12 protein-coding genes are annotated in these 15,962 nt (G+C 70.5%); 8 read left to right on the top strand and 4 right to left on the bottom strand.

The features are described from left to right. From gspD to SLW56_RS09480, 3 genes are all read left to right on the top strand, one after another. On the top strand, positions 1 to 2,289 hold the full coding sequence (gene gspD, locus SLW56_RS09490; RefSeq protein ID WP_043093240.1) for a type II secretion system secretin GspD: 2,289 nt from the start codon (positions 1 to 3) through the stop codon (positions 2,287 to 2,289). Between the two features lie 4 nt (positions 2,290 to 2,293). Further along, positions 2,294 to 3,127 carry a hypothetical protein gene (locus SLW56_RS09485; protein WP_043093238.1) on the top strand — a complete coding sequence of 278 codons (834 nt, stop codon included), beginning with the start codon at positions 2,294 to 2,296 and terminating at the stop codon, positions 3,125 to 3,127. A gap of 136 nt (positions 3,128 to 3,263) precedes the next feature. Next, entirely contained in the window at positions 3,264 to 3,578 is a 315-nt protein-coding gene (locus SLW56_RS09480) for a hypothetical protein (RefSeq protein ID WP_320694757.1), read from the top strand. 190 nt (positions 3,579 to 3,768) lie between these two features. Here SLW56_RS09480 and SLW56_RS09475 read toward each other — a convergent pair whose 3' ends face one another. The 4 genes from SLW56_RS09475 to SLW56_RS09460 form a co-directional block, all read right to left on the bottom strand. Beyond that, entirely contained in the window at positions 3,769 to 4,500 is a 732-nt protein-coding gene (locus SLW56_RS09475) for a UTRA domain-containing protein (RefSeq protein ID WP_267097162.1), read from the bottom strand. Between the two features lie 173 nt (positions 4,501 to 4,673). Next, entirely contained in the window at positions 4,674 to 5,246 is a 573-nt protein-coding gene (gene pnuC / locus SLW56_RS09470; protein WP_267097161.1) for a nicotinamide riboside transporter PnuC, read from the bottom strand. A gap of 512 nt (positions 5,247 to 5,758) precedes the next feature. Then, positions 5,759 to 7,939, bottom strand: coding sequence for a TonB-dependent siderophore receptor (locus SLW56_RS09465; RefSeq protein WP_320694756.1), 2,181 nt, complete (start codon positions 7,937 to 7,939; stop codon positions 5,759 to 5,761). 104 nt (positions 7,940 to 8,043) lie between these two features. Then, positions 8,044 to 9,195 carry an aminoglycoside phosphotransferase family protein gene (locus SLW56_RS09460; RefSeq protein ID WP_320694755.1) on the bottom strand — a complete coding sequence of 384 codons (1,152 nt, stop codon included), beginning with the start codon at positions 9,193 to 9,195 and terminating at the stop codon, positions 8,044 to 8,046. A 421-nt stretch (positions 9,196 to 9,616) separates the two neighbouring features. On the opposite strand from SLW56_RS09460, the gene SLW56_RS09455 reads away from it, so the two are divergent. From SLW56_RS09455 to SLW56_RS09435, 5 genes are all read left to right on the top strand, one after another. After that, positions 9,617 to 10,462, top strand: a complete 846-nt coding sequence (locus tag SLW56_RS09455) for a glycosyltransferase family 2 protein (RefSeq protein ID WP_043093231.1) — start codon at positions 9,617 to 9,619, stop codon at positions 10,460 to 10,462. A gap of 151 nt (positions 10,463 to 10,613) precedes the next feature. Next, positions 10,614 to 11,564 (top strand): hypothetical protein, encoded by a 951-nt coding sequence (locus tag SLW56_RS09450; RefSeq protein WP_267113185.1) that lies wholly within the window; start codon positions 10,614 to 10,616, stop codon positions 11,562 to 11,564. Positions 11,565 to 11,605: 41 nt separating this feature from the next. After that, positions 11,606 to 13,498: a glycosyltransferase family 2 protein gene (locus SLW56_RS09445; protein ID WP_226978589.1), complete on the top strand. Its 1,893-nt coding sequence runs from the start codon at positions 11,606 to 11,608 to the stop codon at positions 13,496 to 13,498. Positions 13,499 to 13,526: 28 nt separating this feature from the next. Continuing rightward, entirely contained in the window at positions 13,527 to 14,960 is a 1,434-nt protein-coding gene (locus SLW56_RS09440; RefSeq protein WP_320694754.1) for a hypothetical protein, read from the top strand. Next, positions 14,951 to 15,913 carry a glycosidase-like protein gene (locus tag SLW56_RS09435; RefSeq protein WP_295926682.1) on the top strand — a complete coding sequence of 321 codons (963 nt, stop codon included), beginning with the start codon at positions 14,951 to 14,953 and terminating at the stop codon, positions 15,911 to 15,913. The genes SLW56_RS09440 and SLW56_RS09435 overlap by 10 nt, the downstream gene beginning before the upstream one ends. Positions 15,914 to 15,962 lie beyond the last annotated feature (49 nt).

The following is a 15,962-nucleotide window of genomic DNA, read 5'->3' as shown; positions in this document are numbered from 1 at the left end:
ATGACGCCGCGTCTGTTTTCCCTGTTCCTCGCCATCGGCCTGGTGGCCGGCTGCGCCACCACGCCCTCGCCGGACATCCGTCGCGGCGCCGCGATCAACCCCCAGGTCGGCGCGGCCGGCAGCACCCAGAGCGACGGCCAGGGCGGCCCGGCTGATCCCAACGCCTTGCCCGAGCGCGCCACCCCGGTGATCCGCCGCGGCAGCGGCACCATGATCAATTCCGCGGCCGCCGCGGCGCCGGCGCCGTCGCTGGGCAACGCCAGCAGCGGCAGCGCCACCTTCAACTTCGAGGGCGAATCGCTGCAGGCGGTGGTCAAGGCCATCCTCGGCGACATGCTCGGGCAGAACTACGTGATCGCGCCGGGCGTGCAGGGCACGGTGACCCTGGCCACGCCCAAGCCGGTGTCGCCGGCGCAGGCGCTGAACCTGCTGGAGATGGTGCTGGGCTGGAACAACGCGCGCATGGTCTACAGCGGCGGCCGCTACAACATCGTCCCCGCCGACCAGGCCCTGGCCGGCACGGTGGCGCCGAGCACCGCCTCGCCGGCCAACGCGCGCGGCTTCGAGGTGCGCGTGGTGCCGCTAAAGTACATCTCCGCCAGCGAGATGAAGAAGGTGCTGGAGCCGTACGCGCGGCCGAACGCCATCGTCGGCATCGACGGCTCGCGCAACGTCATCACCCTGGGCGGCACCCGTGCCGAGCTGGAGAACTACCTGCGCACCGTGCAGATCTTCGACGTCGACTGGCTGTCGGGCATGTCGGTGGGGGTGTTCCCGATCCAGTCGGGCAAGGCCGAACAGGTCGCGGCCGACCTGGAGAAGGTGTTCGGCGAGAACAGCAAGACCCCCAGCGCCGGCATGTTCCGCTTCATGCCGCTGGAGAACGCCAACGCGGTGCTGGTGATCACCCCGCAGGCGCGCTACCTGGACCAGATCCAGGAGTGGCTGGACCGCATCGACAGCGCCGGCGGCGGCGCGCGGCTGTTCTCCTACGAACTCAAGTACATCAAGGCCAAGGATCTGGCCGACCGCCTGGCCGAAGTGTTCGGCGCCGGCGGCGGCAACCGAGGCGACTCCAACGCCTCGCTGATGCCGGGCTCGCAGATGAGCCAGTTGAACGGCGGCGGCCTGGGCGGCTTCAACGGCAGCGACGGCAGCAGCCTGGGCGGCGGCAGTTTGGGCGGCAGCCTGGGCAGCAGCAGCGACAGCCTGGGCAGCAGCAGCTCCTCCGGCAGCAGCGGTGGCGGCCTGGGCAATGGCAGCCTGCAGTTGTCGCCGCGCACGTCCGGCAACGGCAGCGTGACCCTGGAAGTGCAGGGCGACAAGGTCGGCGTGTCGGCGGTGGAGGAAACCAACACCCTGCTGGTGCGCTCGACCCCGCAGGCCTGGCGCTCGATCCGCGACGTGGTCGAGAAGCTCGACGTGATGCCGATGCAGGTGCATATCGAGGCGCAGGTGGCCGAGGTCAATCTGACCGGTAAACTGAAGTATGGCGTCAACTGGTACTTCGAGCAGGCGGTGAATGCGCCGGCCAATGCCGACAACATCGGCATTGGCGGTGGCGCGAATCTGCCCAGCGCGGCCGGCCGCAAGATCTGGGGCGACATCGCCGGCAGCATCACTGGCAGCAGCGGTTTGGGCTGGACCTTCCTGGGCAGGAACGCAGCCGCGGTGATTTCTGCGCTGGATCAGGTCACCAATGTCAAACTGCTGCAGACGCCTTCGGTGTTCGTTCGCAACAATGCCGAAGCAACACTCAACGTGGGCACGCGCATCCCGATCAATTCAGTCAGCGTCGACACGGGCCTGGGCACCGGCGCTACATATTCCTCGGTGAACTACCTGGATACCGGCGTGATCCTCAAGGTGCGTCCGCGTGTGACCAAGGACGGCATGGTGTTCCTGGACATCGTCCAGGAAGTCAGTTCGCCCGGCGCGGCGCCGACCAATTGCGGCACCAGCGCCGGCACCAGCGTCGCCTGCAACGTCCCGATCAACACCCGTCGCGTCAAGACCGAGGCGGCGGTACAGAGCGGTGACACCATCATGCTGGCCGGCCTGATCAGCGACAGCACCACCGACGGCAGCAACGGCGTGCCGTACCTCAGCAAGCTGCCGGTGGTCGGTGCGCTGTTCGGGCAGAAGACCCAGGACAGTAATCGGCAGGAAGTGATCGTGTTGCTGACCCCCTCGATCGTGCGCAACCCGCAGGAAGCGCGCAATCTCACCGACGAATACGGACAGAAGTTCGAGGCCATGAAGCCGCTGCCGGCACGCGGCAAGAAGTAAGCGGGTGAGCCTGCCCATCGTGCTGCTGGCGGTCGGCGTCGACGACGTCGCGCTGGACGCCTGCCTGGGCGCGTTGGAAGCGAACACCCCGGCCGGCACCCGCGTGTGGCTGGCCGACGATGCGCAGGCCGGCCCGCGCGGCATCCGGGTGATCGAGGCTTGGCTGGCGCGCACGCGCCTGCAGGCCGACTACACGCGGCGGCCGCGCATGCTCGGCGAGGTGGCGCATGTGGACGAGATGCTGCGTGCCTGCGGCGATGCGGACGTGGCGGTGCTGGCGGCCGACGCGCAGCCCGGGCCGGGCTGGTTGCTGCAGTTGAGCGCCTGCCTGGCGCGCGACGCGGCCATCGCCAGCGCCACGCCGTGGAGCAATGCCGGCGAAGCCTGCGCGTGGCCGCGGCTGGGCGAGATCAATCCGCCGCCGGAGGATCCCGAGCGCCTGGCGCGGGCCTGCGCGGCGCTGCCGCCGCTGCATCCGGAACTGCCGTCGGCGGTGTGCCATGCGGTGGTGCTGCGTGGCGTGGCCCGGCAGCGTGCCGGCGGCCTGGACGCCAGCAGCTATGGCTCCTGGTATGCGGCGCTGACCGACCTGTCGCTGCGCATGGCCGGACTCGGCTGGCGCAACGTGCTGTGCGAGACCGCGCATGTCGCTTGCAGCGGCGAAGGCCGCGCCGCCGACGGCGACATGGATGCGCTGGCCACGCGCTGGCCGGCCTGGCACGCGCGCCTGGCCGGCTTCCTGATGCACGATCCGCTGCGCGCCTGCCGCGAAGAGCTGCAGCGCCTGTACGACACGCTGCCGCCGCCGGATCCGCAACGGGCGTTGTTCGATGCCTAGCCTGTCGCCGCCCGACCTGCGGCTTGCCCATCGCTGGACGCAAACCGGCCGCATCTCGCTGTGGCGCTATCTCGAGAACGAGCGCAATTATCCCGGCTGGCATCTCAACGCAGATCCAGCTGGATGACAGTCGCTGTTGGCGTTGCTGGACGCCTTGGCTGCCGACGGCGCCGGTTCCCGCACGCTTCTCATTACTGCACCGAGCAAGACCGAACTTGGCGTGCCGAACAACCGGCGCGGGCTCGCCGCTTGGGTGGCGCCGGAGAAGCTGCGCTTCACGCTGTCCACGACCGACGATCACTGGTCTTTTCCCGTAGACGCAGCGCCGGCTGCACTTGAGGTCGGCTCGGCGTGGCTTGCGGCGTTGCGGGAAGGCATCGCGGGCATTGCGAACGGGCAGGGGGACTACGCCATCGGCAAGGGCAGCCATCGTCTATGGTTCTGGTGGTGAGGCGGAAATTGCCGACGTGCGCCTGTTATAGGGTTGTTGGAGCGTTGCTCCCTGACCCCTCGGCTGGCGCGGCAGTCGGTCACGACTGATATGCGATCAGACGCTAGCGGCGTCGCTGTTGGTTCCTGGGTGGGAGCGGGTGTGGTCCGCTGCGTCTCCGCCTCGTGTCGCGATAGCGAACAAGCCGGACTCATTCCGGCGGCGCGTAGACATCCACCGACACTTCCAGCACATCGTGGCGCCAGGACTCGATGTCGAATTCCACGGCACGTCCGTCGGGATCGTAGCTGACGCGTTGCAGACGGAAGCACGGCGTGCCGGCGGTGGATTGCAGCAGCACCGCCTGCTCGGCATCGAGCGTGGCCGGATACATCGACAGCCGGCTGCGCGCCTGGCGCAAGCCCAGGCGCTGGGTCAGCACGGCGCTCAGCGAGCCGGCCAGGTCGTGATCGAGCAGGCGCGGCGCCCACGCGGCGAGGATCGCATTGGTCTCCAGCAGCACGGCGCGGCGCCCGATCCAGCGGCGGCGTCGCAGCACGAACACCTCGGCATCGGGATCGTCCAGGTGGAGGTGCCGGGCGAGCGCCGGGCCGGCCGGCTGGCGCTGCGCGGCGAGCAGTTCGGTGCGCGGGACGCCGCCCTGCGCGGCCACGTACTGCATGAAGCCGGCGATGCTGTTGGGGTCGTGGCGTACCCGCGGCGCGCTGACGAACCAGCCGCGGCGATTCTCGCGGTAGATGTACCCATCCGATTCCAGTTGCTGCAGCGCCTCGCGCAAGGTGATGCGGGTGCAGCCGAACAGCGCGGCCAGTTCGCGCTCCACCGGCAGGCGCTGGTCCGCCCGCCATTCGCCGGCGGCGATGCGCGCCAGCAGCGCATCGGCGATGCGTTGGGCGAAGCCGGCGGTGGTGGCGAAGTGCATGCGAAATCCAGAGCGTGGAGAAGCGTTGCTGACAAGACTACGCTGCCGGCAGGGCCGCGGACGATGCGGGCGACTGATGTTCGCGTGATGCTCGTGCGGCTGCGGCGCGCCATTCGCATCGAGTTGACGACGTCACGCGCTGTGCCGCCAGGCAGCAAAGAGCGCGTGGCGTGTCAGGTGCCGGCTTGCGCGCGGCGCAGATCGGCCTGCCACAGGCGCAGTCCGTACACCGCCAACCCCACGAAACCTGCGTACAGCGCGGCGGTGGGGTACAGCCCCTTGTACACGAACACGCCGACGTAGACGCAGTCCAGCACGATCCACAGGCCCCAGTTGGCGATGCGCTTGCGCGCGGCCCACACGCTGGCGACCACGCTGAAGGCCGACAACGCCGCGTCCAGCCACGGCAGCGCCGCATCGGTGTGACGGTGCATCCACCAGCCCAACAGCGCCGCGCCGACGGCGCCGGCCAGCAGCGAACGCAGGCCTTCGCCCCATGGCAGCGGCCCGACCTGGACCTTGCCGTCGTCGCCCAGCCCGTTGCTCCAGCGCCACCAGCCGTAACCCTGCAGCACCACGTACAGGCCCTGCAGCAGCATGTCCGAATACAGCTTCCACTGATAGAACAGCCACGCGTACAGCAGCACCGCCACCACGTTGACCGGCCAGCACCAACGCACCCGCCGCGCGGTCAGCCATACACCCAGGACGTTGATCAGTACGGCGAGCAATTCGAGCGGGGACATGGTGGGGAGGCCGGGAGTGGGGATTGGGGATTGGGGATTGGGGATTGTTCGCGAGCGCAGTGCATTACGCGCGTGTTGTAGGAGTGGCTTCAGCCGCGACCCGTCAGTAATAGCGCGTCACGGCTGAAGCCGCTCCCGCAGGGGCTGGCGGCAAACCGGCCGAGTGCACTGTGGGAGGGACTTCAGTCCCGACGCATTGCGCCATCGGAAAGCACATCACTTCGCGCGTCTCGACTGCATGACAGTGGATTGCCACCTTGGTCATCGGCGCGGCTGGTGTTCGAAAGTGGCAGCAGTGGATGACCTCATGGTGGATCCGGAGAACAGGGGTAGGCGCTTTTGTGAGCGAAGAAGACAGTGTTCGTCGAAGGAGCAGCGCTTGTCTGTGGGAATCAGTCGCGACCGGTCAGCAATAGCGCGTCGCGGCTGAAGCCGCTCCGACACAGGTGACGCGCCATGTCCCGCTTTTGGCTTTTACCAATCCCGAATCCCCATTCCCCATTCCCGGCCCTTCAAAAATCAAACTGCACCGCCAGCCGCGCCGTCCGCGGCGCACCCAGGAACAGATAATCGTCGCCTTCGTAGGCGCCGACGTCGCGCCAGTAGCGCTTGTCGGTGAGGTTGTCCACGCTCAGCCGCAGTGTGGTCGGCACCGCGCCCAGCCGGGTGGCGTAGCGGGCGCCGAGGGTGTAGACGCTGTAGCCGCCGACGGCGACCTGGCCGCTGCGGTCGGCGTACTTGGCGCCGCTGTACTGCGCGCCGCCCAGCAGCGCCAGGCCGCTGACGCCGGGCACGTCCCAGCTGGACTGGGCGCTGGCGCGCAGCCGCGGCACGTTCAGTGCCTGGTGGCCTTCGTCGCCCGGCGTGCCGGTGTCCTCTGCGCGCGCGCGGATGCCGGCGACGCTGGCCTGCAGGTGCAGGCCGGCGCCCAGCGTGCCGGCGGCGGACAGTTCGATGCCGCGGTTGTGCAGGCGGCCCTGCTGCACGAACAGGAAACTGCCGTCGGCCTGCGGTTGCGCGTACTGGTTGGCCTGGCGCATGTCGAACAGCGCCGCGCCCAAAGTCACGCCATCGCGCTCGAACTTCATGCCGGCCTCGCGCTGGTAGGCGCTGGTAGGGGCGAGGATGCTGTCGGCGTTGCTGGCGAACCACGGCGCGGTGCCGCCGGGGGCCAGGCCCTTGGCGAAGCTGGCGTACAGCGACAGCGACGGCCGCAGCTTGAACAGCAGCGCCGCCTGCGGCAGAAACACCGAACGGCGCGTGCGTCGGGTCAGGCTGCCGTCGCGGTCCCAGGCGCGTTCGTCGTAGCGCACCTGGCGTGCGCCCAGCAGCAACTGCCAGGCCTCGCCGATGCCGATGCGGTCGCTGGCCAGCAGCGCGGTCTGCGCGCTGTCCAGGCGCCGACGCTTGGGGCCGAGCACGGCGTCGGCAGGCGACAGCAGCGGCGGATCGGCGTCGATTTTGCCGCTGCCGATCATCTCGTTGATCGAGCCGTGGCGGTCGATGGTGCGATGCAGGTAGTCGACGCCGACCTGGAACTGGTGCTGCAGCACGCCGGTGCTGGCGCTGCCGCTGGCGATCGCCTGCAGTTCGTCGTTGCGGCGGCTGTCGGCGGGGCTGCGGTAGTCGTAGATGTCGTAGTCGCCTTCGCGGCTGAAATGGTTGGGCACCGCGTCGCCGGCGCAGCTGGCCGCGCCGTAGCAGCCCCAGGCGAAGCTGGAGTAGTCGTCGATCAGCGCGCGGCTGTGCGAGGCGGCCACCTGCAGATGCCAGGCGTCGCTGAAGCGGTATTCGTAGCGCGCCTGCGCATTCAGCGCCTCGATGCCGACCGGCCTGGACCACGGCTGGTAGGCGAGCAGGCGATGCACGGACACTCCGCTCGGCAACTGCGTGCCGCCGATCAACTGGTAGCCCGGCACCGAGCGCTGCTGGCGGTCCTGGTACTCCACGTCCAGTTGCAGGGTCGATTGCGGGTCGATGTTCCAGTCCGCGGCCAGCGACAGGAAATTGCGGTGGCCGTCGGCGTGATCGACATAGCTGCGCAGGGTCTCGTGCGCGGCGTTGACGCGCAGGCCGAACTGGCGCTCGCTGCCGAACCAGTCGCCCAGGTCCACCGCCGCGCCGCGGCTGCCGTCGTCGTCGCCGCTCAGCACCAGGCTGCGCACGTGCTGGGGGCGCTTGGTCTGGTAGTCGATCACGCCGGCCGGGGTGGTGATGCCGGACAGCACCCCGGACAGGCCCTTGAGCACCTGCACCTGCTCCTTGTTCTCCAGCGCCACGTTCTGTTCGCCGGCGATGGTCAGGCCGTTGATGCGGTAGCTGTTGGCCGCATCCAGCGAATAGCCGCGCACCAGGAAGTTCTCGTAGTAGCCGATCGGCGCGTAGCTGTCGCCGACCGCGGCGTCGGCGCGCAGCACCTCGCTGAGCACGCGCACCTGGCGGTCGGACAGCTGCGTGCGATCGATGGTGTCGATCGCCATCGGCGTGTCCAGCAGCGGCGCGTCGCCGTAGCCGCTCAGGCTGCTGCGGTTGTGCGATTGCCGGCCCTGCACGTTGACCGCGTCCAGTTCGACCGGGGTCTGCGTGCTGGCGGATGCCGGCGCATCGTCGGCGGCCAGGGCCGGCAACGGCAGGACGGTGGCCAGGGCCAGCGCGAGGGCGTGCGGAGCGGGGAAACGGCGGGTGGGAAGCATGCGGAACGACCTCGGGCAAACGAAACGAAAGTGGGAAGCGGCAGCGCCGCGCGGTGCGTGCGCGGCAGGCGTGACGGCGGATGTGTCGGGGTGGATGCGGTGGTTCATGGCGCGGCCGCGGCACGCCGCTGCAGGTGCCGCAGCAGCCGCTGGCCTTCGTCCTCGCCGAACCAGGCGGCGTGGCCGAGCAGGTAGCGGCGGTAGGCGATGTCGGCGTGCGCCTGCGAGCCGGTGATGCCGGCGAAGTACTCGATCTCGCTGAGCGCGAAATCGGCATGCACCAGCGGCAGCAGCGCGGCCAGCAGGCGCAGGTGCGCCGCGTCCAGCGGCAGCACCGTGGCATAGCCGTGCAGCAGCGCATCGAGCTGGTCGAGGTCGGCGACGGCGGTGCCGCCGTCGTCCAGTTGCAGCCACGGGATCAGATTGCGCTCGATCGCAGTGGCCAGGTCGAACAGAGCGAAGCTGCGGTCGGCCAGGCCGAAATCGAACACCGCGCTGACCGTGCTGGCGGTGCCGTGTCCGCGCCACAGCAGGTTGGAGGCGTGCCAGTCGCCATGCGTCCACAGTGCCGGCGGCGGTGTCTGCAGCAGCGGCCAGGCCTGCGCGTGCCAGGGCAGCAACTGCACGCGCAGGTCGTCCTGCCAGTCGCGTTGCTGCAGCCATGCGGCCAGCGCCGGACGCCGTGCCAGATCGTGTTCCAGCGCCTGCAACGGCTGCGGCTGGCCGAACAGGCGCAGGTTGGCGACCAGTACGGTGGTGCTGCGCGGCGGCGCGGCGTAGCCGGCGGCGGCGCGGTGCAGCGCGGCCAGCGCGCGGCCGGCGGCAGCGGCCTGCGCGGTGTCGGCGAAGGGCGTCCACGACATCGCCTCGCGGTAGCGGTCCTCGCCCTCGCCGGCGCGCATCACCTCGTAGGTCCAGTGGCCACGCCGCACCGCGCTGGCGCCATCGCGGTTGCGCAGCACCTCCGGCACCGGCACGTCCTGCGCGCGCAGCTGCGCGATGAAGGCATGCTCCTCGCCCAGCGCGTGCAGGTCGCGCACGCGACGGTGGTGGCGCTTGACGAACAGCGTGCCGACGCCGGTCTCGACCTCCGCCGCCGCCGAAAACGGGCGCGGGCTGTGCCAACGCAAGGCGTGCAGGCGGCCGGGCAGGGCGTACTGCTGCAGCAGGGCTTCCACCTCGCCGTCGGACAGCGGCGGCCAGTCGGCGGCCACGGTCTGCGTGCCCATGCCGTGCATCTGGTGGCGGGCGCTCATGCGCGTGCCTCGCGGTGCCGGCACGACCCGGCGCGCCGTGCCAGCGGCCGCAGCCTGGGCATGCCATGCGCCACAGCGCGGCCCTTGCGGGTGGTTGGTCTAGACCAGAAGCGAGGAGGCCTGGGACAGGGCCCGGTCGCGCGATCGGGAGCGGAGAAGCGGGCGCCGCCGGCATCTCGGCATGGGCGCGGGCTCGGGCGGCGCGCGCGGTCTGCGGGGTGGGGCGGCAGCCTGGGACAGGAAACAACGCTGACCGGCATCTGCACTGGGCGAAGGAGAGGACACGGATCGCTCCGTCTCCCATGCGCGCGGGGCCGCAGGCGGCCGCGCAGCGCACGGGGCGCAGAGTATGCGCGGCAATCGCCGCCGCCGCCATGCCCGCCGTGCGCGTGGCGGGCGGCACATGCGGGATAATTGGCGGATGAGCGAACAGCAGATAGCCGTGGTGGTGGTGACCTACGAGAGCGGCAGCACCATCGATGCCTGTCTGCAGCGGTTGCGCGCGGCAGCCGAGGTGGCGCAGATCCGGGTGGTCGACAACGCCTCGCGCGACGACACCCTCGCCGTGGTGCAGCGGCACGCGCTGGACGATGCGCGGGTGCGCTTCATCGCCAATCCCGACAACCCCGGCTTCGCCACCGCCTGCAACCAGGGCGCCGCGGCCAGCGACGCGCCGTGGCTGGCCTTCGTCAATCCCGACCTGATGGTCGAGCCCGACACCCTGGCGCAGTTGCGCGCGCAGGCCGCCGCGCTCGGCGAGGCGCTGCTGGGCGTGGAGCAGGTCGACGAGCACGGCCGCGCCGACGCCGCGGTACGCCGCCGCGATCCGGACTTCGCGGCGATGTTGCGGCATCCTCTGGCCGGCTCGCGGCTGGCGCTGGCGGCCGATCCGGCGCAGCCGCTGCAGCCGGTGCCGGCGCTGTCCGGCGCGCTGATGCTGTTGCCGCGCGCGCTGTTCACCCGCATCGGTGGCTGGGACGCCGGCTATCGGCTGCATGCCGAGGACCTGGACCTGTGCCGCCGGGTGCGCCAGGCCGGTGCCACGGTGGCGGTGCTGAACCGCCTGCGCGTGCTGCACGTGCGCGGCGTGTCCAGCCGCAAAAGCCCGTGGTTCGTCGAGTGGCACAAGCACCGCGGGCTGTGGCGCTACTTCCGCAAGTTCGAGGCGCCGACCCGGGCCTGGCCGGTGCGGGTGGCGGTGTGGGCGGTGATCTGGCTGCATGCCTGGGTCACCTTCGCCCGGCTGTGCTGGCGCCGCCCAGGCTGAACGAAATCGGCCGCGTTGCGCGCGCGTGCGGCATGGCAACATAAATTCGCTATATTGGGAAGTACGTCACTTAACAAATGACGTGTTCCGCCGATCTCTCCTGGACCGCGCCTGCTTTCCGGTTCGGGGGAACCCCACCAGGAACTCAACCATGCATGATTTCGACGGCGTGCGTCCGCGCACCCACGCGCGCGCCTGCGCGTCCGCTGTGCCCATGCCCGCTGCCCACCGCGCCACGCCTGCGCGCCGCGCGCGGCTGGCGCTGGCGCTGCTCGCCCTGGCGGCCGGCCCCTGCTGGGCCAGCGCCTGGGTCGACGAGGCCGGTCACGGGCTGGTGATCCTCAAGGCCAGCCATACCAATGGCGGCGCGGTGTTCAACAGCCACGGCCAGTCGGGCAACTTCCCCGATGCCGGGCGCAGCCGCCAGGACCAGCTCAATCTCTACGGCGAATACGGGCTGAGCGCGGACCTGACCCTGGTCGGCAACTTCTATTTCAGCAAGGTCGGCTACCGCAACGACAGCGGCTACGGCGACCGCCACAGCAGCGGCTGGTCTGACCAGGAAATCGGCCTGCGCTACCGGCTCGACCCGGACGGCCGCGACGGCCCCTGGCAGGGCGCGCTGCAGGTGTTGGCGCTGGTGCCCGCGTATGCGCGCCAGCGCGATGGCGAGCGGCCGGCACTGGGCCAGGGCGACTACGGCGCCGAGCTGCGCTACAGCGTCGGCCGCGGCTATCGCCTGGGCGAACACGACGGCTATGTCGACCTCGGCACGGCGGTGCGGCTGCGCGGCGGCGACGCCTCCGACGAGGCACGCCTGGACGTGTCCAGCGGCGTGGCGCTGGCGCCGCGCTGGATGCTGATCGGCGAGTTCAACGTGATCCAGAGCCTGGGCAACGGCAAGGGGCCGAACCGGATCTACGCGCCGGGCGACAACACGCCGATCCGCGGCAACAACTTCGATTTCAGCAAGCTGCAGGCCTCGGTGCTGTACACGCTGCCCGGCGGCACGCAGCTGCAGCTCGGTTACCAGCAGCCGGTGGCCGGGCGCAACACCGGCGGTGCGGGCGGTCCGTTCGTGGCCGCCTGGTGGCGGTTCTAACCGTGTCCGGCGAACACGAGAGCGTCGCCGCCGAGGCGAGCGTGCCCGGCCGGCTCGGACGACTGCCCACCGAGGGCGGTCTGCAGGCGCCGATCGGCGAGGCGCTGGTCGCCGCAGGGGTGATCGACCCGCCGCAGCTGCAGAACGCGCTGTCGCTGCAGGCGCGCTGGCGCTCGCGGCTGGGCGACGTGGTGCTGGCCCAGCGCGGGGTCGCGCCGCTGCGCTTCTACACGGTGCTGGCGCAGCACTTCGGGCTGCACTTCGCCAACCTGCTCAAGCAGCCGATCGACCCGGCGCTGTTCCAGCCGGAGCGGCTGGCCGACTACGCGCAGCGCCTGGTGCTGCCGTGGCGCGAGGAGGACGGCCACCTGGTGCTGGCGGTGGCCGATCCCGGCCCGGAGATCTTCGCCTGGGCGCGCGCCACCTACGGCGAGCAGGTGCGCTTCGTCGGCACCTCCAAGTTCGACATCGTCTGGAGCCTGCAGCAGCACGCCGACGCGCAGCTCACCCACGATGCGTTGAACCTGCTGGCCGAACATGCGCCCGAGCATTCGGCGCGGCAGGTGATCACCCGCGCGCAGTCGGTGTTCCTGGTGGCGCTCACGGTGGTGCTGGCCGCGGCCCTGGCGCTGTGGCCGCTGGTCACCCTGATCGCGCTCAACACGCTGATCGCGGTGGCGTTCCTGGCCACCTTCGGGCTGAAGCTGGTGCTGGCCTGGCGCGGTGCGCGGCGCCGCATCGACATCAAGGTCAGCGACGAGGAAGTGGCCGCGCTCGGCGACGAGGACCTGCCGGTCTACACGGTGCTGGTGCCGATGTACAAGGAGCCGGACGTGCTGCCGATCCTGGCCAACGCGCTGCGCCGGCTCGACTACCCGACGTCCAAGCTGGACGTGAAGCTGGTGCTGGAGGCCGACGATACCGAGACCATCGAGGCGGCCAAGGCGCTGGGCCTGGAGGCGTTCTTCGAGATCATCCGGGTGCCGCCGTCGCAGCCCAAGACCAAGCCCAAGGCCTGCAACTACGCGCTGCGCTTCGCCCGCGGGCAGATGCTCACGATCTACGACGCCGAGGACAAGCCGGAGCCGGACCAACTCAAGCGCGTGGTCGCCGCGTTCCGCAAGTCGCCGGCCGACGTGGCCTGCATCCAGGCGCGGCTGAACTACTACAACGCCGACGAGAACTGGCTCACGCGCATGTTCACGCTGGAATATACGTTGTGGTTCGACTTCTACCTGCCGGCGCTGGAGACCCTGCGCATCCCGATTCCGCTCGGCGGCACCTCCAACCACTTCCGCCTGGACATCCTGCGCAAGGTCCACGCCTGGGACCCGTACAACGTCACCGAGGACGCCGACCTGGGCGTGCGCCTGACCCAGCAGGGCTACCGGGTCAGCGTGGTCAACTCGACCACGTTCGAGGAAGCCAACGTCAGCATCCCCAACTGGATCCGGCAGCGCTCGCGCTGGCTCAAGGGCTACATGCAGACCTGGCTGGTGCACATGCGCGACCCGGTGCAGCTGTACCGCTCCACCGGCGTGCGCGGGTTCTGGGGCTTCCAGCTGTTCGTCGGCGGCACCTTCTTCACCGCGCTGGCCGCGCCGTTGATGTGGTTGAGCTACGGGCTGTGGCTGGCGGTGGGCTCGAAGTTCTTCGATCCGTTCTTCCCGCCGGCGCTGCTGTACCTGAGCCTGCTCAACCTGCTGCTCGGTAATGGCTTCCTGATCTACATGACCCTGGTGGCGGCGTTCAAGCGCGACTACTTCCGCCTGGCGCCCTACGCGCTGACCGTGCCGCTGTACTGGCTGCTGCAGTCCATCGCCGCCTACAAGGGCCTGTGGCAGCTCATCCGCAACCCGTTCTACTGGGAAAAGACCACCCATGGCATCAGCAAGCACATGGCCGAAGAGCGCCGCGCCGCGCTCGACGACTGACGCTCCGCCGCGCGCGCGCGGCACCGCGGTGTTCGTATTCACCGCGGCGCTGCTGGCGCTGCTGTGCCACCGGCTGCTCGCGCACGGCTACATGAGCGACGACGCGATGGCGCAGTACGCCAAGCTGCTGCTGTTGCGCGACGCGGCCGGCTTCCGCATCGAGTACCTGGGCTTCCTGTACGCGCAGGCCTCGCTGTACCTGGGCGTGCTGCTCGGCGGCCTGCCGGGCCTGTCCACGCCGCTGCTGCCGTACCTGGTCGACGTGCTGGCCGGGGCGACGCTGGTGACCCTGCTGTGGCGCGACATTGCCGCCGGCCTGGGCCGCGGCTGGGCCTGGGCGCTCAGTGCGGGTGTGGTGATCCAGCCGTTCTTCCTGTGGCCGACCCTGTCCGGCAACAACCAGGGCCTGGGCCTGCTGGTGTTCTACGTGGCCGCGCGCGCGCTGCGCCATTTCCGCGACGATCCGGAAGCCTTCGCCTACCTGCGCCTGGCCGCGAGCCTGTGCCTGCTGTTCTTCGTCGACGAGCGTGCCTGCTTCCTGGCGGTGGGGCTGGCGCCGTGGTTGTTCCTGATCGCGCCGCCGCGGCTGATGCGGCAGGCGCCGCTGGCGTTCTACCTGGTGTGCTACCTGCCGTTCCTGTTCGCGGTGGGGGCATGGATGTACCTCAACTACATGTTCTTCGGCGACCCGCTGCTGTTCGTGCGCGACGCCACGTCCGCCTTCCGCGGCATCTCGGCGCAGGCGGCGCTGCAGCCGTGGCTGCAGCAGGCCGCGGCGCAGCTGTGGTGGCCGCCGCTGTGGTTGCTGCTGGCCGGGGTGGTCAGCGCGCCGCTGTTGCTGTTGCTGCGCCACACCCGCGACAGCGACACCTGGCGCAGCGTGCTGGCCGCCGCCGCCACCGTGATCGGTGCCGGTACGCTGGCCACCTGGGCGCGTTTCACGGCGCAGCCGCTGGACTTCCTCGCCCTGCTGCTGGTGCCGGCGGCGCTGGTGCTGGGCGACCTGCGCCGCAACCTGCGCTGGCTGGGCCTGGCGCTGCTGCTGGCCGGCGCGGTGTCCAGCGGCTGGGTGATCGCCCGCACCGCCACCTCCACCACCCGCGACTGGATCGCCGCGCTGCAGGCACCGGCGCCGCCACGCCATGCCGACGCTGCGCACCTGGGCGCGTGGCTGGCCGAGGCGCGGCTGCCGACCCTGCTCGACGACCGCGCCAGCTATCCGGTGATCGTCGCGCGCGGCGACGCCAAACAACTGATCCTGCCGTTCGACCCGCGCTTCAAGCAGGCGCTGGTCGATCCGCGGCAGATGCCGGCGCAAGTGGTGGTCAGCGACCCGGCCAGCCAGGCCGGCGCCCTGGACAGCCTCAACCGACGCTTCCCGCAGCTGTGGCAGCAGGGCTTGCCGGGCTACAGTCTGGTCTACCACCAGGGCATCTACCGGGTATGGCGCCGATCGCCGTGAGACTGCTGACCGCACTGCTGCTGGCGCTGAGCGCCGGCGGCTGCAGTGCCGCGCCGCCGCCTTGGATGGGCGCCAACGTCAAGGTGTCGCCGCAGGCGCCGTGGGGTAGCGCCGCCGCGCAGCAGTCGCTGCGGCAACTGGCCGAGGCCGGCGCTTCGCGTGCGCTGTTGGTCGCCTTCGTCTGGCAGGCGGCGCCGCAGTCTTCGACCCCGGTGCTGGGCAGCGACAGCAGCCCGGCGCTGGTCCGCGTCGGATTGCGGCAGATGCGCGCCGCCGGCCTGCAGCCGGTGCTGAAGGTGCACCTGTGGATTCCCGGGCACTGGGCCGGCGAGGCCGCACCGGCCGATCGCGACGCCTGGTTCGCCGCCTACCGGCGTGCATTGCTGCAACTGGCCCAGGTCGCCGCCGACGAGCGCGCCAGCGCGCTGATCGTCGGCACCGAGCTGCGTCAGCTGCAGGATGCGCCGCAGTGGCCGGCGCTGCTGGCGGCGGTGCGCCAGGTCTACCGCGGCCCGATCGGCTACGTCGCCGACGGCCTGGAGCAGGCCGAGCGCTTCGGCTACTGGGACCGTTTCGATTTCGTCGGCACCAGCCTGTATCCGGCGCTGGCCGCCGCGCCGGAGCAGCGGCGCGCGCAGATGCGCGCGGCGGCCGCGCGGGTGCAGGCATTGGGCGAGCGCAGCGGCCGCCCGGTGTGGGTGGCCGAGCTGGGCCTGCGCTCGGCGCACGGCAGCCTGGCGGCGCCCTGGGAAAGCCCGGAGCAACGCACGGCCGAGGTCGACACCGCGTTGCAGGCGCAGGTGCTGCGCGAGTGGCGCGACGTGCTCGACGCGCAGCCGCGCATCGCCGGCATCGCGCTGTGGTGCTGGTACACCGATCCGGACGCCGGCGGCGCGCGCGACAGCGATTTCACCGTGCAGCACAAGCCGGCGCAGGCGGTGCTGAAGCGGTGAGTTGCGCGTGTGTATCGCGACGCCTGCGATTGGCCACCACGGGGCCGCA

Origin of the sequence: Xanthomonas sp. LF07-6, assembly GCF_034105445.1 — a bacterium.
Lineage (GTDB): Bacteria > Pseudomonadota > Gammaproteobacteria > Xanthomonadales > Xanthomonadaceae > Xanthomonas_A > Xanthomonas_A sontii.
This window is presented reverse-complemented; position numbering and strand designations above follow the sequence as displayed.